Source organism: Phaeobacter sp. SYSU ZJ3003 (assembly GCF_041300735.1).
GTDB lineage: Bacteria > Pseudomonadota > Alphaproteobacteria > Rhodobacterales > Rhodobacteraceae > Phycobacter > Phycobacter gallaeciensis_A.
Genome location: NZ_PXNU01000001.1, coordinates 172,177 through 197,826 on the forward strand (window position 1 = coordinate 172,177; position 25,650 = coordinate 197,826).

26 protein-coding genes are annotated in these 25,650 nt (G+C 62.4%); 22 read left to right on the forward strand and 4 right to left on the reverse strand.

Annotated features, from left to right (window positions below; genetic code table 11):
• The 5 genes from C6W91_RS00810 (at window position 1) to pyrC (ending at window position 6,432) form a co-directional block, all read left to right on the forward strand.
• Complete coding sequence (locus C6W91_RS00810; protein ID WP_370570393.1) at window positions 1-2,346, forward strand: glycosyltransferase family 2 protein; 2,346 nt, start codon at window positions 1-3, stop codon at window positions 2,344-2,346.
• A gap of 4 nt (window positions 2,347-2,350) precedes the next feature.
• Window positions 2,351-3,040: an FkbM family methyltransferase gene (locus tag C6W91_RS00815; RefSeq protein WP_274868033.1), complete on the forward strand. Its 690-nt coding sequence runs from the start codon at window positions 2,351-2,353 to the stop codon at window positions 3,038-3,040.
• A 4-nt stretch (window positions 3,041-3,044) separates the two neighbouring features.
• The gene (locus tag C6W91_RS00820) at window positions 3,045-4,187 is read left to right on the forward strand and encodes a glycosyltransferase family 2 protein (protein ID WP_274868034.1); all 1,143 of its coding nucleotides are present in this window, start codon (window positions 3,045-3,047) and stop codon (window positions 4,185-4,187) included.
• A 114-nt stretch (window positions 4,188-4,301) separates the two neighbouring features.
• A complete protein-coding gene (locus tag C6W91_RS00825; RefSeq protein WP_274831868.1) occupies window positions 4,302-5,258 on the forward strand; it encodes a phosphoadenosine phosphosulfate reductase in 957 nt (318 codons plus the stop codon).
• A 121-nt stretch (window positions 5,259-5,379) separates the two neighbouring features.
• Window positions 5,380-6,432 (forward strand): dihydroorotase, encoded by a 1,053-nt coding sequence (gene pyrC, locus C6W91_RS00830; RefSeq protein WP_274868035.1) that lies wholly within the window; start codon window positions 5,380-5,382, stop codon window positions 6,430-6,432.
• 67 nt (window positions 6,433-6,499) lie between these two features.
• Here pyrC and C6W91_RS00835 read toward each other — a convergent pair whose 3' ends face one another.
• Window positions 6,500-7,354: a putative phage abortive infection protein gene (locus C6W91_RS00835; protein WP_370570394.1), complete on the reverse strand. Its 855-nt coding sequence runs from the start codon at window positions 7,352-7,354 to the stop codon at window positions 6,500-6,502.
• Window positions 7,355-7,484: 130 nt separating this feature from the next.
• Between C6W91_RS00835 and C6W91_RS00840 the strand changes: the two genes are divergently transcribed.
• The 17 genes from C6W91_RS00840 to C6W91_RS00920 all read left to right on the forward strand — a co-directional run bounded on the left by C6W91_RS00840 (window position 7,485) and on the right by C6W91_RS00920 (window position 23,700).
• The gene (locus C6W91_RS00840; RefSeq protein WP_274828734.1) at window positions 7,485-8,165 is read left to right on the forward strand and encodes an orotate phosphoribosyltransferase; all 681 of its coding nucleotides are present in this window, start codon (window positions 7,485-7,487) and stop codon (window positions 8,163-8,165) included.
• Between the two features lie 254 nt (window positions 8,166-8,419).
• On the forward strand, window positions 8,420-9,946 hold the full coding sequence (locus C6W91_RS00845) for a replicative DNA helicase (protein ID WP_065273175.1): 1,527 nt from the start codon (window positions 8,420-8,422) through the stop codon (window positions 9,944-9,946).
• A gap of 39 nt (window positions 9,947-9,985) precedes the next feature.
• On the forward strand, window positions 9,986-10,435 hold the full coding sequence (locus tag C6W91_RS00850) for a nuclear transport factor 2 family protein (protein WP_274868037.1): 450 nt from the start codon (window positions 9,986-9,988) through the stop codon (window positions 10,433-10,435).
• Between the two features lie 108 nt (window positions 10,436-10,543).
• Window positions 10,544-11,581, forward strand: coding sequence for an alanine racemase (alr, locus tag C6W91_RS00855; RefSeq protein WP_065273173.1), 1,038 nt, complete (start codon window positions 10,544-10,546; stop codon window positions 11,579-11,581).
• The gene (locus C6W91_RS00860) at window positions 11,578-12,360 is read left to right on the forward strand and encodes an ABC transporter permease (protein WP_065273172.1); all 783 of its coding nucleotides are present in this window, start codon (window positions 11,578-11,580) and stop codon (window positions 12,358-12,360) included. Before alr ends, C6W91_RS00860 begins: the two co-directional genes overlap by 4 nt.
• Window positions 12,357-13,103 carry an ABC transporter ATP-binding protein gene (locus tag C6W91_RS00865; RefSeq protein WP_065273171.1) on the forward strand — a complete coding sequence of 249 codons (747 nt, stop codon included), beginning with the start codon at window positions 12,357-12,359 and terminating at the stop codon, window positions 13,101-13,103. The genes C6W91_RS00860 and C6W91_RS00865 overlap by 4 nt, the downstream gene beginning before the upstream one ends.
• 199 nt (window positions 13,104-13,302) lie before the next feature.
• The gene (locus C6W91_RS00870) at window positions 13,303-13,752 is read left to right on the forward strand and encodes a paraquat-inducible protein A (protein WP_274868039.1); all 450 of its coding nucleotides are present in this window, start codon (window positions 13,303-13,305) and stop codon (window positions 13,750-13,752) included.
• Window positions 13,753-14,027: 275 nt separating this feature from the next.
• Entirely contained in the window at window positions 14,028-15,395 is a 1,368-nt protein-coding gene (gene radA, locus C6W91_RS00875) for a DNA repair protein RadA (protein WP_065273169.1), read from the forward strand.
• Window positions 15,396-15,437: 42 nt separating this feature from the next.
• Window positions 15,438-15,992 (forward strand): CvpA family protein, encoded by a 555-nt coding sequence (locus C6W91_RS00880; RefSeq protein WP_065273168.1) that lies wholly within the window; start codon window positions 15,438-15,440, stop codon window positions 15,990-15,992.
• Between the two features lie 400 nt (window positions 15,993-16,392).
• A complete protein-coding gene (locus C6W91_RS00885; RefSeq protein ID WP_274831862.1) occupies window positions 16,393-17,070 on the forward strand; it encodes a Hint domain-containing protein in 678 nt (225 codons plus the stop codon).
• A 218-nt stretch (window positions 17,071-17,288) separates the two neighbouring features.
• The gene (gene purF / locus C6W91_RS00890; RefSeq protein WP_370570395.1) at window positions 17,289-18,746 is read left to right on the forward strand and encodes an amidophosphoribosyltransferase; all 1,458 of its coding nucleotides are present in this window, start codon (window positions 17,289-17,291) and stop codon (window positions 18,744-18,746) included.
• A gap of 148 nt (window positions 18,747-18,894) precedes the next feature.
• The gene (locus C6W91_RS00895) at window positions 18,895-19,437 is read left to right on the forward strand and encodes a DUF2199 domain-containing protein (protein ID WP_274836754.1); all 543 of its coding nucleotides are present in this window, start codon (window positions 18,895-18,897) and stop codon (window positions 19,435-19,437) included.
• A gap of 132 nt (window positions 19,438-19,569) precedes the next feature.
• Window positions 19,570-19,836, forward strand: a complete 267-nt coding sequence (locus tag C6W91_RS00900) for a hypothetical protein (RefSeq protein ID WP_065273165.1) — start codon at window positions 19,570-19,572, stop codon at window positions 19,834-19,836.
• Window positions 19,837-19,890: 54 nt separating this feature from the next.
• Window positions 19,891-20,541, forward strand: coding sequence for an SDR family oxidoreductase (locus C6W91_RS00905; protein ID WP_274868040.1), 651 nt, complete (start codon window positions 19,891-19,893; stop codon window positions 20,539-20,541).
• A 362-nt stretch (window positions 20,542-20,903) separates the two neighbouring features.
• On the forward strand, window positions 20,904-21,689 hold the full coding sequence (gene surE / locus C6W91_RS00910) for a 5'/3'-nucleotidase SurE (protein WP_065273164.1): 786 nt from the start codon (window positions 20,904-20,906) through the stop codon (window positions 21,687-21,689).
• On the forward strand, window positions 21,686-22,333 hold the full coding sequence (locus C6W91_RS00915) for a protein-L-isoaspartate(D-aspartate) O-methyltransferase (RefSeq protein WP_065273163.1): 648 nt from the start codon (window positions 21,686-21,688) through the stop codon (window positions 22,331-22,333). Before surE ends, C6W91_RS00915 begins: the two co-directional genes overlap by 4 nt.
• 161 nt (window positions 22,334-22,494) lie before the next feature.
• Complete coding sequence (locus tag C6W91_RS00920; protein ID WP_274868041.1) at window positions 22,495-23,700, forward strand: peptidoglycan DD-metalloendopeptidase family protein; 1,206 nt, start codon at window positions 22,495-22,497, stop codon at window positions 23,698-23,700.
• A 31-nt stretch (window positions 23,701-23,731) separates the two neighbouring features.
• Here the strand turns inward: C6W91_RS00920 and C6W91_RS00925 are convergent, their stop codons facing one another.
• From C6W91_RS00925 to C6W91_RS00935, 3 genes are all read right to left on the reverse strand, one after another.
• Complete coding sequence (locus C6W91_RS00925; protein WP_274868042.1) at window positions 23,732-24,136, reverse strand: GFA family protein; 405 nt, start codon at window positions 24,134-24,136, stop codon at window positions 23,732-23,734.
• A gap of 3 nt (window positions 24,137-24,139) precedes the next feature.
• Window positions 24,140-24,982 carry an ATP-binding protein gene (locus C6W91_RS00930; RefSeq protein ID WP_274868043.1) on the reverse strand — a complete coding sequence of 281 codons (843 nt, stop codon included), beginning with the start codon at window positions 24,980-24,982 and terminating at the stop codon, window positions 24,140-24,142.
• Window positions 24,983-25,187: 205 nt separating this feature from the next.
• Window positions 25,188-25,640: a carbon monoxide dehydrogenase subunit G gene (locus tag C6W91_RS00935; RefSeq protein ID WP_065273159.1), complete on the reverse strand. Its 453-nt coding sequence runs from the start codon at window positions 25,638-25,640 to the stop codon at window positions 25,188-25,190.
• Between the last annotated feature and the right edge of the window lie 10 nt (window positions 25,641-25,650).

Below are 25,650 nucleotides of genomic sequence, written 5' to 3' on the forward strand. Positions count from 1 at the left end.
ATGCGCATCGTTCTTCATATCGGGCTCGAGCATACAGGCGCCGAGCGGCTGCAAAAGGTTCTGGCCCACAAGCGGGACCAGCTGCGCGGCAAGGGCGTGTTGTTTCCCACCTCTCCCGGCGGCAGCAATCACACACGCCTGTTCATGGCAGTGACCGATCCGGAACACGTGGACCCGCTGCGCCATGCCCGCGGCCTTGCCGATCACGCGCGGCAAGCGCTGTTGCGCGAAAAGCTGAGCGCCGATCTGGCCCGTGAGGTCAATGAGGCGCAGCCGGACATTCTGATCCTCTCGGCCTCGCAACTGGGCAGCAGGCTGCACCGGCGCAGCGAGCTGATGCGGCTGAAGGATATGCTGACCCCGCTATCCGGCGACATCAGCATCGTGGCGCATCTGGACGATCCCGCCCGCCTGCTGGCGCGCAGCTATGGCGCGCAGGTGCTGAACGGGCGCGCTACCCCGCTGGAACGCGAACTGGCGCTGGCCGATCAACCGGACTGGTGGCAAGCCTGCCTCGCGCATCAGCCGCAGATCAGACCGCAGGAAAACCAGTTCGAAGAAACCGAAGGCGCGCCCTTCTGGCTCGATTATAAGGCCCTGCATCAGCATTGGGAGAATGTTTTCGGCGCCGGGTCCATGAGCTTCCGCTCTTACGACGAGGCCCTGTTCTACGGGCCGGAGGCCACCAAAGAGATCCGCGCCGCATTTGGCATTGCGCAGCAGATCGGACGCTGCGGCGATGCGACACCGACCGCGATGCCTGCCGCGCCCTGGCTGACGCGGGCGCGGCAGCTCAATACGCTGCTGCAACATATCACCCTGCATCAGGGCAGGATCGTACCGCCGAAAATGTGGCGCGGTTTCCTGAATGAGCTGCAGATCGACGGCGCGCCGATGGACCCGGCGCAGCTGGCCTGTATCTCAAACCGGTTTGCCGCCGCAAATCAGGCCCTTGCCGAGCAGCACCCCGGATTGTCTGCAGCCAGCTTAGCCATCCAGCCCGGTGTCCAAGACCATTCCGACGCGGAGTGGCAGGAGGCGGACCCGGAAATGGGCTTTCGCGCCTCGCAGTACCTGCTGCGCTTCATGCCGCAGATTGAGGCCGCAACCCGCGCCTCCCGACCAGCGGACGAGGCCAAGCAGGACCCAGCCGCCGCGGAACCCACCGCGCAGGCCCGCAAAGTGATGACCCCGCTGGCGTTAAAAAACTTCGAAATGCTGCAAACATCGCCCTTCCGGCCGCATGACAATATCGGCGCGCTGGATGAAACCGCGCGTGCCGCCCCCTATGCGGAGGTGCCACGCCGTGCCCTGCCTCAAGGCAGCAGCGGCAATGTGATCGTCGGCTGCATGAAGAACGAGGCGCCGTATATCCTGGAATGGGTGGCCTATCATCGCGCCATCGGTGTGGACAACTTCCTGATCTACACCAATGGCTGCGAAGACGGCACCACCGAGATCCTCGACCGGTTGCAGGAGAAGGGCATCCTGCAGCACCGCAACAACGACGACTGGCGCGGCAAGTCTCCGCAGCAGCACGCGCTGAACCAATCGCTGAAGGAACCGGTGATCACCCAGGCCGATTGGGTCGTCCATATCGACGTCGACGAATTCATCAACGTGCGCTGTGGCAACGGCACTCTGCAGGATTTCTTTGACCGGGTGCCGGATGCCACCAATGTGGCGATGACCTGGCGCCTGTTCGGCCATAACGATGTGACCCGGCTGTCGGATGATTTCGTCATCGGCCAGTTTGATGCCTGCGCGCCGAAATACTGCCCCAAGCCGCACACGGTTTGGGGGTTCAAGACGATGTTCAAGAACACCGGCGCCTATCAGAAGATCAGCTGCCACCGCCCCAACAAGCTGCAGGACGGGTTCCGCGATCAGGTCCGCTGGGTCAACGGATCGGGCCGCGACATGACGCAGGATGTGCTCGACAACGGCTGGCGCAACTCGCGCCGCTCCATTGGTTACGATCTGCTGCAGCTCAACCACTACGCGCTGCGCTCGGCCGAAAGTTTTCTGGTCAAACGTCAGCGCGGACGTGCCCTGCATGTGGATCGCTCCATCGGCCTCAACTACTGGATCCGCATGGACTGGAACGACCACAAGGACGTCACCATCCAACGGAACCTTCCGCGCCTGCGCGCCGAATATGACCGGCTGATGGAGGATGCGACCCTGCGCCAGTGGCATGAGAAAGGCCTCGACTGGCATCGGGCCAAGGCCGAGGAACTGCATGGGATGGAGGAATTCGAAACCCTTTACCGGCAGGCTCTGGACGTAAAACTGACCGCAACCGAACGCGTTGCATATGCGCTTGCGCTGGATATGGAGAGCTGAAGACATGACCGCCGCAGCCACCGACCCGGTTCTGACCTGTCTGGATATGAAGTTCCCGCTGGACAAGGCGGTGCTGCCGCCGCGTGTGCGTAAACTGCTGCGCACCGGCGCCTATGAGGCCAAGGAGGCCGTGGCCGCGAAGAAGCTGATCTGCACCGGGGATGTGGTGATGGAACTGGGCGGCGGTATCGGTTTCATGTCGACGCTGGTCGCCACCCAGACCCCGGCGCAATCCGTGCATTCGTTCGAGGCAAACCCGCAGCTCTTGCCCTATATCCACCGGGTGCATGCGCTCAACGACGTCACCAAAGCAAAAGTAACCCATGCAGTGCTCAGCGACAGCGACGGAACCGCACCCTTTTACGTGCGGCCCAATTTCCTTGCCTCTTCCCTGACACCAATGGCCGAGGATGGCCCTGACGTTCAACAGGTCGAGGTGCCGATGCGCGATATGAACCGGGTGATGGCAGAGCTGAAACCCAGCGTGCTGATCTGCGATATCGAGGGCGCCGAGGCAGAGCTGCTGCCAAAGATGGACCTGTCCTCGCTGCGGGCGGTGCTGATCGAGACCCATCCGCAATGGATCGGCAAGGCAGGCATCCGCAAGGTCTTTCAATGCCTTGATGCCGCCGGTCTGGTGTTTTTCCCGCGCTGGTCGCATGGCAAGGTCGCCGTGTTCCGGTCCGACTGGTAAGCCCATGCGGTATCTGGCCATCCTTACCCTGCGCAACGAAGGTGCCTTTCTGCTCGAATGGCTGGCCCATCACCTCGCCGTGGGGTTTACCGATTTCCTTGTCTTTTCAAACGACTGCCAAGACGGCACCGACAGGATGCTGGACCGGCTCGATGACCTTGGCCACCTGACCCATGTGCGAAACGACGGCCCCTATGGCAAGGGTGGCATCCAGTTCAGCGCCCTGAAGCTGGCGGACCGGCACCGGCTGGTGAAAAAGGCCGACTGGATCATGGCGCTGGATATCGATGAATTCGTCAATATCCACGCGGGCCGTGGTCAGTTGGGCGACCTCTTGGAAGCGCTGCCCGCGGCCGACGCCATCACCCTGACATGGCGGCTGTTCGGTAATGGCGACACCCTGCGCTATGAGGACACGCCGGTGACGGAGCAGTTCACCCGCTGCGCCCCCGAGGTGATCCACTGGCCGTGGCGCGCGGCGATGTTCAAGACGCTTTATCGCAACGACGGCACCTATCGCAAAACCGGGGTGCACCGCCCGCGCGGGGTAGAGGACGACAGCGCGCTTGAGCAGTTCCGCTGGTTCGATTGCGAAGGGCGAGAACTGGGGCCGCAGTTCAAGACCCGCCGCCTGTTTTCCGACTACGGCCAGCCCAACCACCGGCTGGCGCAGCTGAACCACTATGCGCTTGGCGCGATGGAAAGCTTTGTCCTGAAGGCAGACCGAGGCCGCGCGGTGCACTCCGACCATATGCTCGATGTGGATTACTGGGTCGAACGCAACTTCAACACTGATGAAGATACCTCCATTGCCCGCTACAGCGAGGCGCGCGCTGCCATTCAGGCGCTGCTGCTGGAAGATGGCAAACTCGCCCGCCTGCACGAAAAAGCCGTGGCCTGGCGTCACGCCCGGTTCCGCGAGCTGATGTTGCAGGAACCGTTTCGCGCCCTCTTTGCCCGGCTATTGATGACCCCGCCCTCGCGCCCGATCAACGCGGTCACGGCGCGCACCCTGGCCGGGTTCGCAACATTGGGACGCCGGGTCGAGCAGGCCCGGGGCGACAGCGCGCCGCAAGCCACCACGGAGCAGTCGGCAGACCGGGCCAACGGAGAGGCCGAGCCGCCCAAAGAGAGCGGCACGGACTGAACCGCGCAGAGCCGGAAAACTGGCATGAGTTTTTCTCAATTTTGCCGCATTCCGCCCCTAGCTTCAGACCCAACTATCGGTCCGTCAAAGGCCCGGAGGCAGAGGATCATGGGCATGCAGGACGGTTCAGACGCGCTTGAGACAGATCTTTCCGGGCTGAAACCAGCCCAGTGGAAAGAGCGGCTTGCCGTGCTCAGCGAGGAGCTGGGTATGTTCCAGCCTCTGGGCGCGCGCCACTGCGCCGCCTTCATCGATCAGGGCAACACGCTTCTTGTGAGCTTTGAAACCATCCAAGGCATCCAGAGTCTGTCCGAACTGGCGCAACCCCTGGGCTTTGATCTGGTCCGCAACCTTGGCTGGTCGCATCTGTGCATGATTTCGGATGGCGACACCTGGTTCCGCGACGAACAGGTCTTTGGCTTCATCGACCAGCTGATCGACGACGGGTTCTTCGAGGAATTCGACAATGTCGTCTTCTATGGCGCCGGCCCCTGCGGCTATGCGGCCAGCGCCTTTTCGGTGGCGGCCCCCGGCGCAACCGTGGTGGCCATCCAACCGCAGGCGACGCTGGATCCGCGCATGACCGAATGGGATGAACGCTTCATCGAGATGCGCCGCACCTCTTTCACCGACCGCTATGGCTATGCGCCCGATATGCTGGACGCCGCCGATCATGCCTTTGTCCTGTATGATCCGCGCGAACATCTGGATGCCATGCACGCCGCCCTGTTTGCCCGCAGCAATGTCACCCGCCGCCGTCTGCCGGACTTTGGCGAGGCGGTGCAGACACGGCTGATCGAGATGGATGTGCTCTATCAGATCCTGTCGATGGCTGGTTCGGGCAAGCTGACAGATCTGGCTTTGTCACGCGTTCTGCGCGCCCGGCGCAACAATACCGCCTATCTGCGCAACGTCATGGGACACCTCGACAAACGCGACCGGCCGTATTTGATGACCCTGCTGTGCCGTAACGTGACTGCGCGCCTGCGCGCGCCGCGGTTCCGGCAACGCTTGCAGAACCTGCGCAAACGCGCCGCCGAGGGTGATTTCACCCTGCCGCCGGAACGCTGATCCCAACGCGCCCCTCGCCGTCTGATAGAATAGTTATGCCCAGCACCGGGCACCGGTGACAGATCGTCCTGTGGCGGGCTTCTTTCTTCCCCTTTCTGCGTGCCTGTGCTAACGCGGCGCCATGACACAGACCACGCCCCAGACGCTGACCCTCACCCGCCCCGATGACTGGCATCTGCACCTGCGCGATGGCGCCATGCTGCAGGCCGTGCTGCCGGAAACCGCGCGCCATTTCGGCCGCGCCATCATCATGCCCAATCTGGTGCCGCCGGTGGTAACCGGGGCGCAGGCCGCCGCTTATCGCGATCGCATCCTGGCCGCGCTGCCGGGCGACATGTCCTTTGAGCCGCTGATGACGCTGTATCTGACCGAGGACACAGATCCCGGCGATATGGCCGCAGCCCATGCCAGCGGGTTGATCAAGGCGGTGAAACTCTACCCCGCTGGGGCCACCACCAATTCGGCTTCGGGCGTGCGTGATTTCGACAAGGTGCGTCCGGTGCTGGAGAAAATGGCCGAAATCGGCTTGCCGCTTTGTGTGCATGGCGAGGTGACCGACAGCGACATCGACATCTTCGACCGCGAAGCCGTGTTCATCGACCGGGTGCTGGACCCGGTGCGCCGCGCCACACCGGGCCTGCGCGTCGTGATGGAGCATATCACCACCGCCAACGGTGTGGACTATGTGAAGGCCAACGCGGCGGACCTTGGCGCGACCATCACCACCCATCACCTGATCATCAACCGCAACCACATCCTGGTTGGCGGCATCAAACCGCATTATTATTGCCTGCCGGTGGCCAAGCGCGAAGAACATCGCCTGGCCCTTCGCGAGGCCGCCACCTCGGGCGATGCGCGGTTTTTCCTCGGCACGGATTCGGCACCCCATACCGACCCCAACAAGGAAAGCGCCTGCGGCTGCGCAGGCTGTTTCACCGCCACCAACACCATGGCGCTGCTCGCCCATGTGTTCGAAGAGGATGGCGCGCTGGACAAGCTGGAAGGCTTTGCCTCGAAAAACGGCCCGGCCTTTTATCGCCTGCCGGAAAACGACAGCACCATCACCCTGGTCAAACAGGACGCCCCCACCGCCTTCCCGGAAAAGATCGAAAGCGGCGAAGGCCCGGTGACCGTGTTCGATCCCGGCTTCCCGGTGCATTGGACCGTCGCCTGAACCCAACCAATTTGACATCTTCGCCGGAGGTTCCCAATTGAACCACCGGCGGAAACTTGGGTATTGCCTACGCTCCTGTCTCCAACTTCGCGATCTCCTCACAAACAACCTCTGTACTCACACCGTTTAGGTGTTCCGGTAGGTGTTTCAGGATCTGGTACTCATCCACCAGCGCTTTCAATTTTTTGCCCTGGGAGCGCGCGCAGTTTAGCGCGATAAGCTGCAACTCACTATCCGATAGCTGTGCTCTCAGGATGTTGGTGTACACTTTCTTTTCCGTCGCAGCTGATTGATCAACAAGTTTCAGCACGTTGTAAAGTAGCCGAAAGTAGCTGTTCAGATCGTCGGCATGCTCCCCGTAACCTTCCAGAAATTGACGAGCGGAAGAGCTTGCTTTTTCCTCATCAGTTGGTTCTGGCCCTCCCATAACCATGACCCAACCATGTGTCGCAGCCAATAAATATAGAATATCCGCTAGCTGATCACGGCCGGACCTAGGAGTTTTTCCGTCTCTCGAAGGCCCCACTATATCATTGATATATTGATTAAAAACACTGAGCAGATTGAAAAACGTCTGTTCAAACATCTGCTGCCGCAGGCTCTGGTTCTGCAGCTCCATCTGCGCCTTCTGTCCGGCCAGCTCCTCGCGCGACGCTTGCATCTCCTGCCGTTGCAGCTTCAGATCCTCGCGCTGCATTTCGATCTGGCGCTTTTGCTGGCGCAGGGTCACGATCAGCCCCACAAAAGCCAGCCCGGTAAAGAGCGACGTCAGTGCGCCGTATGAATCCCCAAAAGGACCCGCGCTCTGAAAATCTCCGTGCCACCATCGCAACAGATTGGGGCTGATAAACCAGCCGCCAATAACAGCGGCAAAAGCCAAGCCGGTTCCCCAACCGACCGAGGTGGCGGAATCTTCCTGCATCAATAACTTCTCCGTTCAAACAACCCGCAGCTTAGCTCGTGGCCCCGGGACCACAAGTCCCCTCGACAGTCGACCCTCAACTCAGGTATCAGCGCGCGAACCCTCGTCTGCTCAAACAAGGTGCCCGCCCATGATCCCCTCCTCCTACCCCTCTGCCGAAGAAATCGCCCGCCTCTCTGCCCGGATGCTGCTGGAAATCGGCGCGGTGAATTTCAACACCGACACGCCCTATACGCTGGCCTCCGGCCTGCCCTCGCCCAGCTATATTGACTGCCGCAAGCTGATCTCCTTCCCGCGCATCCGCTCCACGCTGATGGATTTCATGACCGTCACCGTGATGCGTAACGCAGGCTTTGAAGCCTTCGACAATATTGCGGGTGGTGAGACGGCCGGCATTCCCTTTGCTGCGCTGGTGGCCGAGCGCATGGCGCTGCCGATGACCTATGTGCGCAAAAAGCCCAAAGGTTATGGCCGCAACGCCCGCATCGAAGGCGCGATGAGCGAAGGCGAGCGGGTGCTGCTGGTCGAGGATCTGACCACCGATGGCGGCTCGAAACTGTCCTTTGTCGATGCAATCCGCGAAACCGGCGCCACATGCGGCCACACGGCGGTGATCTTCTACTACGACATCTTTCCTGAAACGACCAAGACGCTGGGCGATCACGGGGTCGAGCTGCATTACCTCTGCACCTGGTGGGACGTTCTGGCCGAGGCCCGCGCGCAAGAAGCCTTCAGCACCGAAACGCTGGATGAGGTGGAAAAGTTCCTCAAGGACCCGCGTGCCTGGCAGGATGCGCATAAATCCGCCTAAAACGCACAGGCAGGCCCGGCCTGCCGTTTAAGCCCTGATCCAGCACGCCAGTTCGGCAGAGCAGCCCCAGTGTGCTGGATACTTTATTTGGGCGTACATCCGTGCCATGCTACCCGATATAGCGTCCCGCCCTGCGGGGGCCGCAAAGATCCCCAGACACCGGGCAGCTATCCACAGGTTGCCCACAGGGATTTCCAGATGGCTTTGAGCCAGCGAATTGACCTATCTATCCGGACCGAATGAAGAGAGCCGTGATGAACGAATTGACCCCATTTGATGGCGACCAGCCCCCCGCGCCCATGCCCGAACCTGATGCCCCGCAGCAGGCCAGCGGCATGGAGGCAAACGAGCTGCCCCATTCGGTCGAAGCCGAACAGCAGCTTCTGGGGGCGATCCTGACCAACAACGACGTCTATGACCGCGTGGCGTCGATCATCAATTCCACCCATTTCTACGACCCGGTCCACACCCGCATCTATGAAATCGCCGCGGCGCGGATCTCCAAGAACGCGCTGGCCTCTCCGGTGACGCTGAAGGCCTTCATGGAAGATGATGAAGGGCTGAAGGAGCTGGGCGGCCCGGCCTATCTGGCAAAACTGGCCGGGGCCTCGATCTCGGCCTATGCTGTGCGCGACTATGCTCAGATGATCTATGATCTGGCAATCCGGCGCGAGCTGATCGCGCTGGGGCAGTCGATCTCTGACAAGGCGCGCCGGGTGGATGTGTCCTCGGAGCCGAAAGAACAGATCGTCGAAGCGGAACAATCGCTCTATCAGCTGGCCGAACAGGGCCAGACCGAAAGCGGTTTCAAGTCCTTCCTGAAAGCGGTGACCGAGGCGGTCAACGTCACCAACGAGGCCTATCAGCGTGGCGGCGGCATGGCCGGGATTTCCACCGGCCTTGATGATCTCGACAAACAGCTGGGCGGGTTGCACCCGTCAGACCTTCTGATCCTTGCGGGCCGCCCCTCGATGGGTAAAACCTCGCTCGCGACCAACATCGCCTTCAACGTCGCCAAGGCCTATAAACGCGGGGTGAAACCCGATGGCACTGAAGGCGCCGTGGATGGCGGCGTGGTCGGCTTCTTCTCACTCGAGATGAGCGCCGAACAGCTGGCGGGGCGTATCCTCGCCGAAGCATCCGAGATTTCCAGCCACAAGATCCGTCAGGGTGACATGACCGAAGGCGAATTCCGCCGCTTCGTGCAGGCCGCCAAGGATCTGGAAAGCTGCCCACTGTTCATCGACGACACCCCCGCCCTGCCGATTTCGCAGCTGGCCGCCCGCGCCCGCCGCCTGAAGCGGACCCACGGGCTGGACCTTCTGGTGATCGACTACCTGCAGCTTTGCCGCGGCATGTCCGACAACCGGGTGAACGAAATCGCCGAAATCTCGATGGGGATGAAGGCCATCGCGAAAGAGCTGAACATTCCGGTGGTGGCCCTGTCGCAGCTCTCTCGTCAGGTCGAAAGCCGGGACGATAAACGCCCGCAACTGTCGGACCTCCGGGAATCCGGCTCGATCGAACAGGATGCCGACGTGGTGATGTTCGTGTTCCGCGAAGAATACTACAAGGAACGCGAAAAACCCGGCGATCACGAGCTGGACAAGATGGAAGAGTGGAAACAGGCGATGGAGCGCCTGCATGCCAAGGCCGAAGTGATCGTCGGCAAACAGCGTCACGGTCCCATCGGCACGGTCGAATTGTCATTTGAGGCGCAGTTCACCCGCTTTGGCAACCTCGCCAAATCCTGGCAGCAGCAGCCGGACGGCTACGAATAAAGCAGGCTTTCCCAAAACAGCTCAGCCAGAGGACATCCAATGCGCATCCATGATTTCATGCAGGCCTACAAACGGGTCTGGGAGGCGCAGGATTCCGATGGCTTTGCAGCGTTATTCACCCCCGACGGGCAATATTGGAACACGCCCTTTCAGGTGCAGACCGGCCCCAACGAGTTGGCCCGTTACTGGGATCGGATCAAGCTGCAACAGGATATATGCCTGACACCCTCGGTTCTGGCCGAAACGCCCACCGGGGGCATCGGCCACTGGAACGTCACCTATCAGGTCGCCAGCGAGGAATTGTTCCAGATCTGGGCAAAATCCACTGGCACCGGCCTGCCCGACCGCCAGCCCGGCGATCCCCTGCCCCGGATGGAGCTGGACGGCACCCTGATTGCCGATTTGAACGAGCAAGGGCTTGCCACCTGTGTGCGGATTTTCTGGCACTCCAACGCCTCCATGCCGACAGCGGCAAAAGACCGCGACTGACCGCCTGAATGCCCTGCCACAGGCGGGAGCACGCCAAGGAGGCCGCGCCTAGGCCAAAGCAGGGCGAATTCCACTTGACCCCTGCGGCGCGCATGTCATGAACGGGGCATGAGCACGGCAAGACTGACAATCAATCTGGATGCGCTGGTGACAAACTGGCGGAACCTGAACACCAAGACCAACTGCGAGACCGCCGCAGTGGTCAAGGCAAATGGATACGGCCTCGATTCAGGCCGCGTCGCCACCGCTCTGGCCAAGGCCGGAGCGCGCAATTTCTTTGTGGCCATCGCCGAGGAAGGCGTCGCCCTGCGCCGCGCCCTGGGCCCCGGTCCGGGGATCTCGGTCTTTTCCGGTCATATGGAGGGCGATGCAAAACTCCTGCGCGACTTCCAACTGACGCCGATGCTGAATTCGCTCGATCAGATGCTGCGCCATTTCGAGGCGCTGCCCGGCCACCCCTTTGGTGTGCAGCTGGACAGCGGCATGAACCGGCTGGGCATGGAGCCCGGCGAATGGGCCGCCGTGCGCGATATCGCACTGGGACAGAACCCGGTGCTGCTGATGTCGCACCTTGCCTGCGCGGATGAGCCGGACCACCCAATGAACCCGCAGCAATTGAAAGCCTTCCAGGAGATGACCGACGGTATCGAAGTGCCCCGGTCCCTCTCGGCCACCGGCGGCATGCTGCTGGGCCGTGATTACCATTTCGATCTCTGCCGCCCCGGTATCGGTCTTTACGGCGGTCGCCCATTTGGCGATGCCCTGCCCGTGGTACAACTGGACCTGCCGGTCATCCAGATCCGCGACCTGATGCCCGGTGAGACCGTCGGCTATGGCAACACCTGGACCGCGCCGCGCCAATGCCGCATCGCAACCGTCGCGGCGGGCTATGCCGATGGACTGCTGCGCCGGATGACCGATGGCGACATCAAGGCCTATGCCGGAGCCACGCCCTGCCCCGTTGTGGGCCGCATTTCCATGGATCTGATCACAATCGACGTCACCGATCTGTCCGAGGATCCCGCCGTTCTGACCCTTCTGAACGAGCAGCAGACCGTCGACACGCTGGCCGATGCAGCCGGTACCATCGGGTATGAGATCCTGACCTCTCTTGGCGCGCGCTACGCACGGACCTACCAAGGATGAGCCCGCTCGCCCTTCTTGCCCGTATCGGTCGGCTGGTTCTGCACATGCTTGCAGTTGTCGGCCGGGTCGCGCTTTTTGGGCTCTCGACGCTCAGCCACATGATCCGCCCGCCGTTCTACGGCAAGGAAACGCTGCAGGCGCTTCTGCACATCGGCTGGCTGTCGCTGCCGGTGGTGGGGCTCACCGCGATCTTTACCGGCGGCGCGCTAGCGCTGCAGATCTACGCAGGTGGCGCGCGCTTCAATGCCGAGGCCGTGGTGCCCCAGATCGTCGCCATCGGCATGGTACGCGAACTTGGCCCGGTGTTGGTCGGCCTGATGATCGCTGCCCGCGTCACCTCCTCCATCGCGGCGGAGATCGCCACCATGAAGGTGACCGAGCAGATCGACGCACTGGTGACGCTCTCAACCAATCCGATGCAATACCTCGTTGCCCCCCGCGTGCTGGCGGCCTTCCTGACCGTGCCATTGCTCGTGGGTATCGGCGACATCATCGGTATCGCTGGTGGTTACGCGGTGGCGGTACACAATCTCGATTTTAACGCGGCGGCTTACCTCAAGAACACCGTGGATTTCCTTGAAACGCTCGACATCGTCTCCTCGCTGGTCAAAGGCGCGGCCTTCGGCACCATCGCAGCGCTGATGGGCTGCTATTACGGCATGCAATCGGGCCGCGGCGCCCAGGGTGTCGGCAGCGCCACCAAAGGATCGGTCGAGGCTGCTGCCATCCTGATCCTGGCCGCCAACTTCCTGCTGACGGGGGTCTTCTTCTCGGTATGATCAAGCTCGACAACGTCCACAAGGCCTTCGGCTCCAACCAGGTTCTGCGCGGTATGACGCTGGAGGTTCCCAAAGGCACCTCAATGGTGATCATCGGCGGCTCCGGCACCGGCAAATCGGTGGCGCTGAAATGCGTTCTCGGCCTTATCAAACCCGACAGCGGCAGCATCCTGGTCGATGGCAAACCGGCGGATGCAGGCGACCGCGATGCCTTCCTCGCCCGCTTTGGCATGCTGTTTCAGGGTGGTGCGCTGTTTGACTCCCTGCCCGTCTGGCAGAACGTCGCCTTCCGCCTGATGCGCGGCGCGCTGAAACGCCCCGCAGAGGAAGCCCGCGAGATCGCCGTCGAGAAACTGCGCCGCGTCGGCCTCAAACCCGATGTCGCCGACCGCCTGCCGGCCGAACTCTCGGGCGGCATGCAAAAACGCGTCGGCCTCGCCCGCGCCATCGCCGCCGAGCCGGAAATCATCTTCTTTGACGAGCCCACCACCGGCCTTGATCCGATCATGGCAGGCGTTATCAACGATCTGATCCGCGAAATCGTGGTCGAAATGGGCGCCACCGCCATGACCATCACCCACGACATGACCTCGGTCCGTGCAATCGCCGACAATATTGCCATGCTGCATGACGGGGTGATCAAGTGGACCGGCCCCGTTGGCCAGATGGATGACAGCGGCGATCCCTACCTCGACCAGTTCATCCACGGTCGCGCCGAGGGTCCGATCGAGGCCGTGCGCTAAACAACACCCGCCGAAAGGTATTCTCTCCAATCAAGGTCGGCGCCTGGCCCTGGGTGGGCGCAATAAGCGCCCTCCCGTGGGGTGGGTCGGGCGCTGGCCGGGCCACAGGTGCCCCGACCGGGGAACGCTCAACACCTTTCCCCTTCCAAATCGGCGGCAAAGGGCACACATCTAGGCAAAGCCACCAAACTGGACTGCCATGATCCTGCGCCTCATTACTCTCTCGCTCTTGATCCTCTACCCTATCGCCTGGTTCGCGCCGCTGATGCGCGCGGGGCTACTGCCCCTGTTCGGCCTTTCCGAGATCAGCGTCATCACCGGCCTGCAATCCTTGTGGGGCAGCGACGTGGTGCTGGCGCTGCTGGTCACCTTCTTCGCGATCTTCGCCCCCTACCTCAAGACCATCGGCCTTGCGCTGGTGCAATGGAACCTGCTCGATCCCCGCGCCCAGCCGGTGCTGCATATCTTGGGGAAGCTCGCGATGGCCGATATCTTCCTCATCGCGCTCTACATCACCATTGCCAAAGGCATCGGTTATGTCACGATAGAGACCGGCTGGGGCCTCTACATGTTTTCCGCCTGCATCCTCGCCTCCATCGCGCTCGGCCTCCTCACCGAACGCCACCTCCGATCAGATCCGGGTCAATGACGGCGCACCGCGCCGCCTTGCGCAGCAAGGTCGCAGATCGTTGACGCGGATCTGATCACTCACACACTCGAAATCGCGCCTTCAGGGCAGACCTGCCCCTGAAGCGCTTCCCCAGCAAATCTTCCGCGCCGCGACAGCGGCGCCCCCTTTCCCAGCAGCACCGCTGCCGCGGTGCCCGGCCCAACCGGAGCGGATCCCCAAAGGGGATCGCGCGACGGGCGGGAGCACCGCCTTCCAGGCTTGAACAAACCCTGAACATGAGGCAGAACAGCCGCATGGCAAAATCATCTTCCTTCTCCTGCTCGGCCTGTGGCGCCAGCTTCTCCAAATGGTCCGGCCGCTGCGAAGGCTGCGGCGAATGGAACACCATCACCGAGGACAAGGGCCTCTCCTCCGGCGGCCCGGCCAAGAAATCCCTCGGCATGCGCCGCGGCAGGACCATCCCGCTCACCGATCTCGCGACCGAGGAAACCCCGCCACCGCGCAGCCATTCCGGTGTTGGCGAACTCGACCGGGTGCTGGGCGGCGGGCTGGTCGCAGCCTCGGCCATTCTGGTCGGCGGCGATCCCGGCATCGGCAAGTCGACCCTGCTGCTTCAGGCCGCTGCGCGCTTTGCCGAGGCAGGCGTCAAAACCGTCTATGTCAGCGGTGAGGAAGCCAGCGCCCAGGTGCGCATGCGCGCGCAGCGCCTTGGTTTGGCGCAAGCGCCGGTAAAGCTCGCCGCCGAAACCAACCTGCGCGATATCCTGACCACGCTGGAGGCGGAACGTCCGCAGCTCGCCATCATCGATTCCATTCAGACCATGTGGGCCGACCACGTGGACAGCGCGCCGGGATCGGTCAGCCAGGTCCGCGCCGCCGCGCATGAGCTGACCACCTTTGCCAAATCCAACGGCATCTCGATCATCATGGTCGGCCATGTCACCAAGGAAGGCCAGATCGCCGGTCCCCGCGTCGTCGAACATATGGTCGACACGGTCCTCTATTTCGAAGGTGAGCGCGGCCACCAGTTCCGCATCCTGCGCGCGGTGAAGAACCGCTTTGGTCCCGCGGATGAGATCGGCGTCTTTGAGATGACCGGTGCCGGTCTTTCGGAGGTGATCAACCCCTCGGCCCTGTTCCTCTCCGAACGCGGTCAACCCTCACCCGGATCGGTGGTCTTTGCAGGTATCGAAGGCACCAGGCCGGTTCTGGTAGAGCTTCAAGCGCTTGTCGCCCCATCGCCACATTCGCAGCCGCGCCGCGCCGTGGTCGGCTGGGACAGCTCCCGCCTTGCGATGATCCTTGCCGTGCTGGAGGCACGCTGCGGTATCCCCTTTGCCGGATTGGACGTCTATCTGAACGTCGCGGGCGGTATGAAAATCTCGGAACCCGCTGCCGATCTGGCGGTGGCCGCGGCCCTGCTCAGTGCCCGTGAGGACACGCCACTTCCCGCCGATACCGCAATATTCGGAGAAATCTCACTATCTGGTGCGCTCAGACCGGCGCCTCAGACCGAAAACCGGTTGAAAGAGGCGCAAAAACTTGGTTTCACCTCAGCCATTGCCCCCGGCGGCGGCAAATCCGTATCCGTGAAAGGCCTTTCCCAGCGCAAGGTCAGTGATCTAACCGGTTTTGTTGGCGAATTCTTCGGGGCCGGCTAAAGTCGCCGAAAGAATTTTACTGCGGGCTAACGGGCGAGGGACATGGAAGGTTTCACCATTATCGACGGGGTCGTGGCCCTGGTCATCATTGTATCGGCATTGCTTGCCTACTCACGCGGCTTGGTACGCGAAGCGATGGCAATCGCCGGCTGGGTTGCCGCGGGCGTGCTGGCCTTCATGTTTGCGCCGCAGGTCGAACCCCTGATGGCGGAAATCCCGGTGCTGGGTGAATTCATCGCCGACAGTTGCGAACTCTCGATCATCGCAGCCTTTGCCGCGGTCTTTGCCCTGGCGCTGATTGTCGCCGCCTTCTTTACTCCGCTCTTTGCCTCGCTGGTACAACGCTCGGCGCTTGGCGGGCTGGATCAGGGGGCTGGCTTCTTCTTTGGGGTGCTGCGCGGCATCCTTTTGGTGGCCATCGCCTTCTTCCTCTACAATGTGGTGATGACCGGTCAAAGCTTTACCATTGTTGACGAAAGCCGCTCTGCCGTGGTGTTCGAACGCATGATCGGAAAGATCGAAGCACGCAATCCCGAGCAGGCGCTTGGCTGGGTCACTCAGCAGTATGAGGCCCTGATCGGCGCTTGCGAAGGCTAACACGCGGCCATCGCAGCACTGTGAACAGTTTCGAAAGGGCGCCCTATGGGCGTCCTTTTTGCTTTCATATCAAAATCATAAGCCCCCAACCCCGCGCAATTTTTGCCCTCACTCCGCGCCGTTGCACGGTTTGCGCGTCGATTCGCGTCTGAACAGGGCGCCCGGAATCACGCCCCAGTCACGTTTTTGAATTTCACCCGCTGACAAGGGCCAAAAGTTAACAAAACCTGTCTCTACACGGGTAAATCGTTAACAATCCCAGCCAAAATCGCCGTTTTGTCCCCAGAAAATCGTTCAAATTCTAAATTGGCCGCACCCTTGCCCCATTTTCGGCCCAATTCGGGGGCCACATAGGATCAACGACAGGCAGAAAGCCACTATCACTCAGAAGGGACACGACATGTTTCTGGATCATTTCAACTCTTTCGCTGACTACCAGCCGGTGGACATGCTGTTGGATTTTCCGATGTTCCAGAGCGCGCCCCTGCAGGACACCCCGGCGCAGAGCCGCAGCGGCGGTTTCCTGCCCTCGACACTGGTTGAAACCGACCGTGGCTTTGTACAGGCCCGCGACGTCAAGCCCGGCGACATGATCTACACCTATGATGGCGGCGCGCAGGAAGTGAAAGACGTGAGCCATGCGGTGCCGCGCCTCACCACCCTGATGCATGTGCCCGCTGGCGCCCTTGGCAATGACACCGACCTTCTTCTGCCCGCCGATCTGACCGTTGCACTGGAACTGGACGCTGCCGAGCGCCTGTTCGGTGTGCCGCTCATCACGGCCAAGCTGATCTCCCTGTCGGGTCACAAGGGCATCAAGGCCGCAGCGCCGGAAAGCATCGGCCGTATTCACATCACCTGCGACGAAGAAGAACTGCTCTGGGCCGAAAGCGGCATGCTGGTTCTGGCTGGTGACGGTGGCCTTGACGGCGCCTTCTGCGAGCTGTCGCTCAGCGAAGTGCGTCAGGTTCTGGCCAGCGAAGACGGCCGCGCCCTGGCCCTGACCGGCATGGGCAGCGAAGACGCACGCTTTCCCGCCCCCTTCGACGATATTTTTTCCCCAGCTCTGGCGGCCTAAAGCGCCAGTGTTACCCCGGCTTTCGACCACAGGATGCTGCGGTTTGCCACGGATGTCGCCCCAGACTTCGCCTTTTATCCGGGCAGTAACCGGGCGCGACAAATAAAGCTTTGCCGAATTCAATTGTGATCCTTTGATGACATCCGCTGCCTAAGGCACTATGTGAGGGCCATCACTCAATCCCGGATTCGGAGCCACACGCCTTGCCGATGCCGCAGATGCCACCCGCACACCCCTTTGATGACGACAAACTCCGCGAAGAATGCGGTGTGTTTGGCGTCGTAGGCGTTCAGGACGCCGCCAATTTTGTCGCCCTCGGCCTGCACGCCCTGCAGCACCGCGGCCAGGAGGCAGGCGGGATCGTCTCCCATGATCCTGTCGAGGGCTTTAACAGCGTGCGCCGCTTTGGCTATGTGCGCGACAACTTCACCTCGCAGGATGTGATGGCCACGGTACCCGGCCCGCTGGCCATCGGCCACGTGCGCTACTCCACCGCCGGCTCCAAAGGCCAGACCGCGATCCGCGACGTGCAGCCCTTCTTTGGCGAATTCGCCATGGGCGGCGCCGCCATTGCCCACAACGGCAATATCACCAATGCCAACGCCCTGCGCCGCGAGCTGATCGAGCGTGGCTCGATCTTCCAAAGTTCCTCGGACAGCGAATGCATCATCCATCTGATGGCGCGCTCCATGGGGCGGTCGATCCCCGACCGCATGGAAGAAGCCCTGCGCAAGGTCGAAGGCGCCTTTTCCGTCGTCGCCATGACCCGCACCAAGCTGATTGGTGTGCGCGACCCGCTGGGCGTGCGCCCGCTGGTCCTCGGCAAGATTGGTGATGGCTACGCGCTCAGCTCGGAAACCTGCGCGCTGGATATCATCGGTGCCGAGTTCATCCGCGAGATCAAGCCGGGTGAGATGGTGGTGATCAACGACGAGGGTGTGCAAAGCCACTTCCCCTTCCGCCCCCAGCCGTCGAAGTTCTGCATCTTCGAACATGTCTACTTCTCGCGCCCCGATTCGATTCTCGGTGGCCGCTCGGTCTATGAAACCCGCGAGGCGATTGGGCGGGAACTTGCCAAGGAAAACCCTGTCGACGCCGACCTCGTCTGCCCGGTGCCTGACAGCGGCACACCGGCGGCAATCGGCTATTCGCTGGAATCGGGGATCCCCTATGCGATGGGGATCATCCGCAACCAATACATGGGCCGGACCTTCATTGAGCCGACCGAACAGATCCGCAATATGGGCGTGCGTCTGAAGCTGAACGTCAACCGCGCCCTGATCGAAGGCAAGCGGGTCATCCTGGTGGACGATTCCGTGGTGCGCGGCACAACATCCCGCAAGATCAAGGAGATGATCCTGGATGCCGGCGCCAAGGAGGTGCACTTCCGCATCGCCTCTCCGCCCACTGCATGGCCCTGTTTCTACGGTGTCGACACCCCGGACCGGGACAAGCTGCTCGCTGCCTCGATGAGCGAGGAACAGATGGCAGAACACCTGGCCGTGGACAGTCTCAAGTTCATTTCGCTGGATGGTCTGTACCGCGCCGTCGGTCAGTTCCAGGGCCGCGACAAAGCCTGCCCGCAATACTGCGACGCTTGCTTCTCCGGTGAATACCCGGTCACCCCGTCGGATATGATCGACCGAGGGTTTGAAATGAAGCCCGCAGCAGAGTAAGAGAGCCGCGAACAGATATAGGGAGGGCGCTGATCCGTGTGATCGGCGCCCTTTCCTATGGTCCCGGACAACCGTCCGGACGGCACAAGCCGAATACCACGACCCGAAGACCACGAAAGGCCATTCCTTGGACGCCCATCTTGCCCGAATGCTGACCTCTGCGCGCCAGTGCCGTTGTTGCGGTGCCACCTTTGCGCAATTGCTGAGCCTCAGTTGCGACCGGCCGGACGTCTGCCCCGATGATCTGGTGGTACAGGACAACTCCGCGGTGCTGGAAGAACGCGGCGATGTGCTGACCGAGGATTTCTGCCGCTATGGCAAACTACGCTTTGTGCGCGCCGTTCTGGCCCTGCCGCTGGCCGATAGCCGTGGCGCCGAATTCCTGTTGGGCACATGGGCCAGCCTCAACGAGGATGACTTTGACGCCTATCTCGACCTGTTCGACATGCGCGAAACCGAAAGCATGGGCAGCCGCCCGGCCTGGCTTGCCAATGCCATTCCGCCTGACAGCGGCGCCCCGGTGGCCTGCATGCTGCACATGCGCCCCGAGGGCGAATACCCCGAACTGCAAGTCTCGGAGTCCAACAACGCCCTGGCCCGGCTGCAGCAGACTGGCGTGCAGCTCGAAGAACTGTTGGAGCTACTCTACGCCTATGGCCACGACCTACCCTCTCTCGTCTATGACTCCTGATCCCTGATACCCCCCGTGGGGCGGCCCGACACCACGACGCAACCATCTGCCGTTACTGGCCCGCTGCCCGGACCCATGCCGGGTCCATCCGGGCGGACGACTTCCCCCAAGCTTGCAAAGCAAACACTCCGAATGACAAAGACACGTACATCGACACCGGCCCAGGTGGCCGCAACCGCTACGCAGCACGTAGAGGCCCCCGAGGGCCGCATCGCCCTCCTTGGTATTTTCGGCTCCGAAGACAATCTGTCGGCGCTGGTGCAGTTTCCAGGTGGGCGCACCCGCAAGGTGACCACCGGGCAGCGCCTCGGTCGGTCCGAGATCATCGCCATCGACAAGCGCGGCCTGCTGATCCGCTCCGGCAATACCACGGTGCAGATGACCATGCCCGGCAGCTAATCTGCCGCGCATCAGCCCCTTGACCCGATGCCTCAACAGGCCCAAAAGGCGGACATGACACAGAAACTTGCTCTTATCACCGGCGCATCGCGCGGCCTTGGCGCCGCTCTGGCCGAGGCGCTTGCCCCGACGCATCACATCGTTGCCGTGGCCCGCACCACCGGCGCTCTGGAAGAGCTAGACGACCGGATCAAGGCCAAGGGCGGCAGCGCCACGCTGGCACCGATGGACATCACCGTCCCCGAGGCCATGGCAACCCTCTGCCGCGGCATCCACGACCGTTGGGGCCAGTTGGATCTTTGGCTGCATACCGCCATCCACGCAGCCCCGCTCAGCCCGGCGCCATTTGTGGCGCCCAAGGACTGGGAAAAATCCGTTGCGGTGAACGCTACCGCAACCTCGGTGCTGATCCCCTATCTGGCGCCGCTGCTGGGCCAGACCGGGCGGGCGGTATTCTTTGACGATCCGCGCGGTGGCGAGAAATTCTTTGGCGCCTATGGCGCAACCAAGACCGCACAGATGGCGCTGGCACGCAGCTGGCAGGCCGAAAGCGTCAAAACTGGTCCGCGGGTCGAGATCTTGCAGCCGCAGCCGATGCCCACCGCCCTGCGCGCACGTTTCTTCCCCGGTGAAGATCGCGAGGCGCTGACACCAGTACAGGATGAGGCCGCGCGCCTGCTGCCCCTGATCCTGAACGACGACTAAGCGACAGCATCAGCGGGAACCAGCCAAATCGCGGCTCCCGCCCCAGCTCTCTCATATCACAGATATACGGATCGGCGTTGGGCCGGGCGCCGCGCCTGTGCCTCGGCGCGGTTGCGCCTTATCCCGTCCGCTCCTCCTGCTCCGCAGGCGTCAGCCTGCCCGGCCCAACTGTGCGGGGGCATTCGCAGGATGCACCCAAAGCAGGCGGGAGCGATCCCGGGTGCGGGTGAAACCTGACCTAACCTGTAACAAGCTGTGGCGCCTTTGCCCCGTTCCCCACTTCGCGCGCAGGCCTTCCGTGAAAGACTTGCCCCCTCATTCCCCACGTCCTATTCAGATCAAAACCAAGACAGGGGAACGTGATGCGCATTCTGGTTACCAACGACGACGGGATCAACGCTCCGGGGCTGACGGTTCTGGAAGCCATTGCGCATGAGGTTGCCGGACCAGATGGTGAGGTCTGGACCGTTGCCCCCGCGTTCGAGCAATCCGGCGTCGGTCACTGTATCAGCTACACCCGCCCCTCGATGCTGAGCCAGCTGGGCGAGCGCCGCTTTGCCACCGAAGGCTCTCCCGCCGACTGCGTACTGGCTGGCGTGCACGTGGCGATGGAAGATGTGATGCCGGATCTGGTCCTGTCGGGCATCAACCGGGGCAACAATTCCGCCGAGAACGCGCTTTATTCCGGCACCCTTGGCGGCGCGATGGAAGCAGCCTTGCAGGGCATTCCGGCGATGGCGCTATCGCAGTATTTCGGGCCGCACAACGCGCAGCTCGACAACCCTTTCGAAGCCTCTGCCGAACATGGCGCCGCGCTGATCCGCGACATTCTGAAGGCCAGCCCGCAGGAGCCCACCGAAGGCTACCGGCTGTTTTACAACATCAACTTCCCACCGGTGCCCGCCGCCGCCGTCAAGGGCGCCCGCGCCGTGGCCCAGGGCATGCGCCATGGCACCCGGTTCTCGGCCCAGGAGCAGCAATCGCCGAACGGGCGGCGCTACGTCTGGATCAAGGGCGGCGATCAGCACGTGCACACCGCGCCGGACACCGATGCTTCGGTCAATCTGGACGGCTATATCTCGGTCACCCCGATGCGCGCGGATCTGACCGCCCATGACGCCCTCCACGCGCTCAAGGTTCTGGAATGACCGCACCCGATCCTGAAACCAAGATGCAGTTCCTTTTTGCGCTCCGCTCGCGCGGGGTCACCGATAGTCAGGTCCTTGAGGCCATGGAACAGATCGACCGTGGCCCTTTTGTGCGCGGGATCTTTGCCGAACGCGCCTATGAGGACATGCCGCTGCCGATCGCCTGCGGCCAGACGATTTCGCAGCCGTCGGTTGTTGGACTGATGACGCAGGCGGCGCAGATTTCGCCGCGCGACACGGTTTTGGAGGTCGGCACCGGCTCTGGTTATCAGGCGGCAATCCTGTCGAAACTGGCGCGCCGGGTCTATACCATCGACCGCCACGCCCGGCTGGTGCGTGAGGCCCGGGCCCTGTTTGATGCGCTGCACCTGCCCAATATCACCTCGCTGGTGGGCGACGGCAGCCATGGTCTGCCGGATCAGGCGCCGTTTGACCGCATCATCGTCACCGCCGCCGCCGAGGATCCGCCCGGCCCGCTGCTGGCGCAACTGAAACCCGGTGGCATCATGATCGTTCCGGTGGGCCAGTCGGACACGGTGCAAACGCTGATCCGGGTGCGCAAGTCCGAAACCGGCCTTGAATATGACGAATTGCGCCCGGTTCGCTTCGTGCCCCTTCTTGAGGGCCTGGGAAAAGACACGTAGATAGGGGAAAAGCCACCGCATCAGGGCAATGCCTCCTTTCCCGGATCCTGCTCTGTCGCAGTGAACAACAAAAGACGCCGACGTTGCGGTCCTGCCCGGAGCTTCCTGATCCGAACCGGCACGGGCGCCAGCTCCAAATGACGTGTTCCGAGGAGAGCGAGATGACACAGAACGCCCCCATCCTGTCCCGACGCGTGGCAAAGACCTTGGCGATATTGCCAGTCGCTGCCCTACTTGCCGCCTGTGACGGGCCGCTGGATTATGACCTGAGGGGGCAGATCGGCGCCTTCAACACCACTTCAGCAGCCAAAAGCGCCACCAGCGACCGCCCGGCTCCGGATGCGCGCGGGTTGATCACCTATCCCTCCTATCAAGTGGCCGTCGCCCAGCGCGGCGATACGGTGGCTGATGTGGCAACCCGGATCGGCCTGCCCAGCGGTGAAGTGGCACGCTTCAACGGCATGCAGCCCGGCGATACCCTGCGCAAAGGCGAGGTTCTGGCCTTGCCGCGCCGCGCGCCCGATGCGCCGGTAACAGCAGGAACCGCCCAGCCCGGCGGAGTCGACATCGCCTCGCTGGCTGGACAGGCCATCGACCAGGCCCCCGAAACATCGCCCAACCCCGGATCGGTCACCACGACCGAGCTGAAACCGACGCCCCGCCCGGCCCCAACCGAGGTGCAGGACGGCCCCGAGCCGGTGCGTCACAAGGTGGTGCGCGGTGAAACCGCCTATACGATCTCGCGCCTCTATCAGGTGCCGGTCAAGGCGCTAGCCGAATGGAACGGTCTGGGCAGTGATTTCTCCATCCGCGAAGGTCAGTATCTGCTGATCCCGCTGAAGGATCAGAGCGCGCCGGCACAGCCCGCCGCAGAAATCACTCCACCCGGCGCAGGCAGCGCCACGCCAACACCGCCGAGCGCCACCAAACCGCTACCGGATGAGGATATCGCCCCGGCTGCGGAAGAGGTCGCCCCGCTGCCCAAGGTCGAGGTGCCGGAGCCGACGCGCAAGAATGACGCCGCCATGGCCTATCCCCTGCAGGGCAAGATCATCTCGACCTACTCCAAGGGGCGCAACGAAGGCATCGATATCGCCGGGGCGCCGGGCGCTGCGGTCATGGCTGCAGATGCCGGTACCGTCGCCGCGATCACCAAGGATTCAAAGAACATCCCGATCATCGTGGTGCGTCACTCCAACAAGCTGCTGACGCTTTATGTGAATGTCACGGATATCTCGGTGAAGAAGGGCGACAAGGTCACCCGTGGCCAGCCCATCGCCAAACTGCGCGATGGCGACGATGCCTTCCTGCATTTCGAGGTCCGCAATGGCTATGAAAGCCTGGATCCGCTGCCCTATCTGAACTGACTCTTGTCCCGCGGCGTCAGCCCCTGCGCGGTCAGTCTTCGTCGGACTGACCGCCCTCCCGGTTGCCCGAGAAGCGCTGCATCTGCGCAAACTCAGGCAGCCAGCTTTCCCGGCGCCGGGTCCAGATCTCATACTCCGGCACCAGTTGATCCGGCGCGTCCAGCGCGCCGAGATGCAGCTCAATCTCATCATCCGTACGGGCAAAGACGGAGGAGCCGCAGCGCGGGCAGAAATGGCGCCCCTCATAGGCGCCGGTCTCTCCGGTGACGGACACCGCATCTTCAGGAAATACGGCGGCCGCATAGAACAGCGCGCCGTGGTGTTTGCGGCACTCAAGGCAATGGCAGATCCCCACGCGGCGCGGCCTGCCCCGCGCGGTGATACGCACCGCGCCGCACAGGCATCCGGCGGAAAACTCTGCCTGCGCCTCTGCCACGGCTCAGCTCAGCCTGACGCCATGACGCCCGGCCAGATCGGTGAAATACTGCCAGGCCACCCGCCCCGAGCGCGCCCCGCGCGTCGCCTGCCATTCGATGGCCTCAGCGCGGATCACCTCAGGATCGGCAGTCACCCCATAGGCGGTGCAATAGCCTTCGATCATCTCCAGGTATTCATCCTGATCACACGGGTGGAAGCCCAGCCACAGTCCGAACCGATCGCTGAGCGAGACCTTTTCCTCCACCGCTTCGGAGGGGGTGATGGCGCTGGAGCGTTCGTTTTCGATCATGTCGCGCGGCATCAGGTGACGCCGGTTCGATGTCGCGTAGAACACCACATTCTCCGGGCGCCCTTCGATACCGCCATCCAGTACAGCCTTCAGGCTTTTGTAGTGCTGATCATCATGACTGAACGACAGATCATCGCAGAACAGCACAAAACGTTTCGAGGAGCCGCGCAGATGGTTCAACAGCCGCGCCACTGAAGGCAGATCCTCGCGCTGCAATTCCACCAGTTTCAGATCCGGGTGTTCCGCGACAAGGTTACCATGTATCGCTTTGACAAGGCTGGATTTTCCCATACCCCGCGCGCCCCACAACAAGGCGTTATTGGCGGCGGCACCTTGTGCGAAGCGGCGGGTGTTTTCCAGCAGCGTATCGCGCGAACGGTTGATCCCCACCAGAAGATCCAGATCGACGCGGTTCACCGTTTCGACCGGCGCCAGTCTGTCCGGGGCCACGTGCCAGACAAAGGCCGGAGCAGCATCGAAATCAGGGGCCGCCAGCGGTGCGGGCGACATCCGCTCCAAAGCCTCGGCAATGCGCGTCAATGCATCCTCGTTCATCGGGTCCTCCGTATCGATTGTTGCGCATGACAAACCATGTTCCGACCCTAGCAACAAGATGCTTTGCCGGGTGGCGGCACGGCAAAGGGGGCGACACATGCGCGCCGCCCCCTCTCTTCTCTCGGTTCTGGTGCCCATTTCGGGCTTCTTACCTGCTGCCATGCTGCCTCCTGCTCGCCCTGCCTCTTGCGGTGCGGCCGTTGTTTCAGGCCGCCTCGGCTTTTTCCATTTCCTCGGAAAAGCTCTTGAAGAACTTGGCAGCCAGCTTCTTGGCCGTGCTCTGAATCAGGCGACTGCCGAGCTGTGCCAGCTTGCCGCCGATATCGGCCTTGGCGGTATAGGTCAGCAGGGTGCCGCCATCCTGTTCGGTCAGCACCACCTCGGCACCGCCCTTGGCAAAGCCCGCCGCGCCGCCATTGCCCTGACCTGTCAGTGAGAACCGCTCGGGCGGGGCATCGGGAGAGAGGGTCACCTGCCCTGAGAACTTCGCCTTCACCGGGCCGATTTTCAGCACCACCTTGGCTTCCAGCTCGGTGTCGGAATGTTTGATCAGCTCCTCGCAGCCGGGGATCGCCTTTTGCAGCACTTCAGGGTCGTTGAGGGCCGCGTAAACCTCGTCTCGCGGGGCGTTGATGAAGATTTCGTCGCTCAGTTCCATGCTCGTTTTC

Coding starts and splice junctions, on each gene's coding strand:
- C6W91_RS00810 (WP_370570393.1), top strand. CDS start 1: ATGCGCATCGTTCTTCATATCGGGCTCGAGCATACAGGCGCCGAGCGG.
- C6W91_RS00815 (WP_274868033.1), top strand. CDS start 2,351: ATGACCGCCGCAGCCACCGACCCGGTTCTGACCTGTCTGGATATGAAG.
- C6W91_RS00820 (WP_274868034.1), top strand. CDS start 3,045: ATGCGGTATCTGGCCATCCTTACCCTGCGCAACGAAGGTGCCTTTCTG.
- C6W91_RS00825 (WP_274831868.1), top strand. CDS start 4,302: ATGCAGGACGGTTCAGACGCGCTTGAGACAGATCTTTCCGGGCTGAAA.
- pyrC (WP_274868035.1), top strand. CDS start 5,380: ATGACACAGACCACGCCCCAGACGCTGACCCTCACCCGCCCCGATGAC.
- C6W91_RS00835 (WP_370570394.1), bottom strand. CDS start 7,354: ATGCAGGAAGATTCCGCCACCTCGGTCGGTTGGGGAACCGGCTTGGCT.
- C6W91_RS00840 (WP_274828734.1), top strand. CDS start 7,485: ATGATCCCCTCCTCCTACCCCTCTGCCGAAGAAATCGCCCGCCTCTCT.
- C6W91_RS00845 (WP_065273175.1), top strand. CDS start 8,420: ATGAACGAATTGACCCCATTTGATGGCGACCAGCCCCCCGCGCCCATG.
- C6W91_RS00850 (WP_274868037.1), top strand. CDS start 9,986: ATGCGCATCCATGATTTCATGCAGGCCTACAAACGGGTCTGGGAGGCG.
- alr (WP_065273173.1), top strand. CDS start 10,544: ATGAGCACGGCAAGACTGACAATCAATCTGGATGCGCTGGTGACAAAC.
- C6W91_RS00860 (WP_065273172.1), top strand. CDS start 11,578: ATGAGCCCGCTCGCCCTTCTTGCCCGTATCGGTCGGCTGGTTCTGCAC.
- C6W91_RS00865 (WP_065273171.1), top strand. CDS start 12,357: ATGATCAAGCTCGACAACGTCCACAAGGCCTTCGGCTCCAACCAGGTT.
- C6W91_RS00870 (WP_274868039.1), top strand. CDS start 13,303: ATGATCCTGCGCCTCATTACTCTCTCGCTCTTGATCCTCTACCCTATC.
- radA (WP_065273169.1), top strand. CDS start 14,028: ATGGCAAAATCATCTTCCTTCTCCTGCTCGGCCTGTGGCGCCAGCTTC.
- C6W91_RS00880 (WP_065273168.1), top strand. CDS start 15,438: ATGGAAGGTTTCACCATTATCGACGGGGTCGTGGCCCTGGTCATCATT.
- C6W91_RS00885 (WP_274831862.1), top strand. CDS start 16,393: ATGTTTCTGGATCATTTCAACTCTTTCGCTGACTACCAGCCGGTGGAC.
- purF (WP_370570395.1), top strand. CDS start 17,289: ATGCCACCCGCACACCCCTTTGATGACGACAAACTCCGCGAAGAATGC.
- C6W91_RS00895 (WP_274836754.1), top strand. CDS start 18,895: ATGCTGACCTCTGCGCGCCAGTGCCGTTGTTGCGGTGCCACCTTTGCG.
- C6W91_RS00900 (WP_065273165.1), top strand. CDS start 19,570: ATGACAAAGACACGTACATCGACACCGGCCCAGGTGGCCGCAACCGCT.
- C6W91_RS00905 (WP_274868040.1), top strand. CDS start 19,891: ATGACACAGAAACTTGCTCTTATCACCGGCGCATCGCGCGGCCTTGGC.
- surE (WP_065273164.1), top strand. CDS start 20,904: ATGCGCATTCTGGTTACCAACGACGACGGGATCAACGCTCCGGGGCTG.
- C6W91_RS00915 (WP_065273163.1), top strand. CDS start 21,686: ATGACCGCACCCGATCCTGAAACCAAGATGCAGTTCCTTTTTGCGCTC.
- C6W91_RS00920 (WP_274868041.1), top strand. CDS start 22,495: ATGACACAGAACGCCCCCATCCTGTCCCGACGCGTGGCAAAGACCTTG.
- C6W91_RS00930 (WP_274868043.1), bottom strand. CDS start 24,982: ATGAACGAGGATGCATTGACGCGCATTGCCGAGGCTTTGGAGCGGATG.
- C6W91_RS00935 (WP_065273159.1), bottom strand. CDS start 25,640: ATGGAACTGAGCGACGAAATCTTCATCAACGCCCCGCGAGACGAGGTT.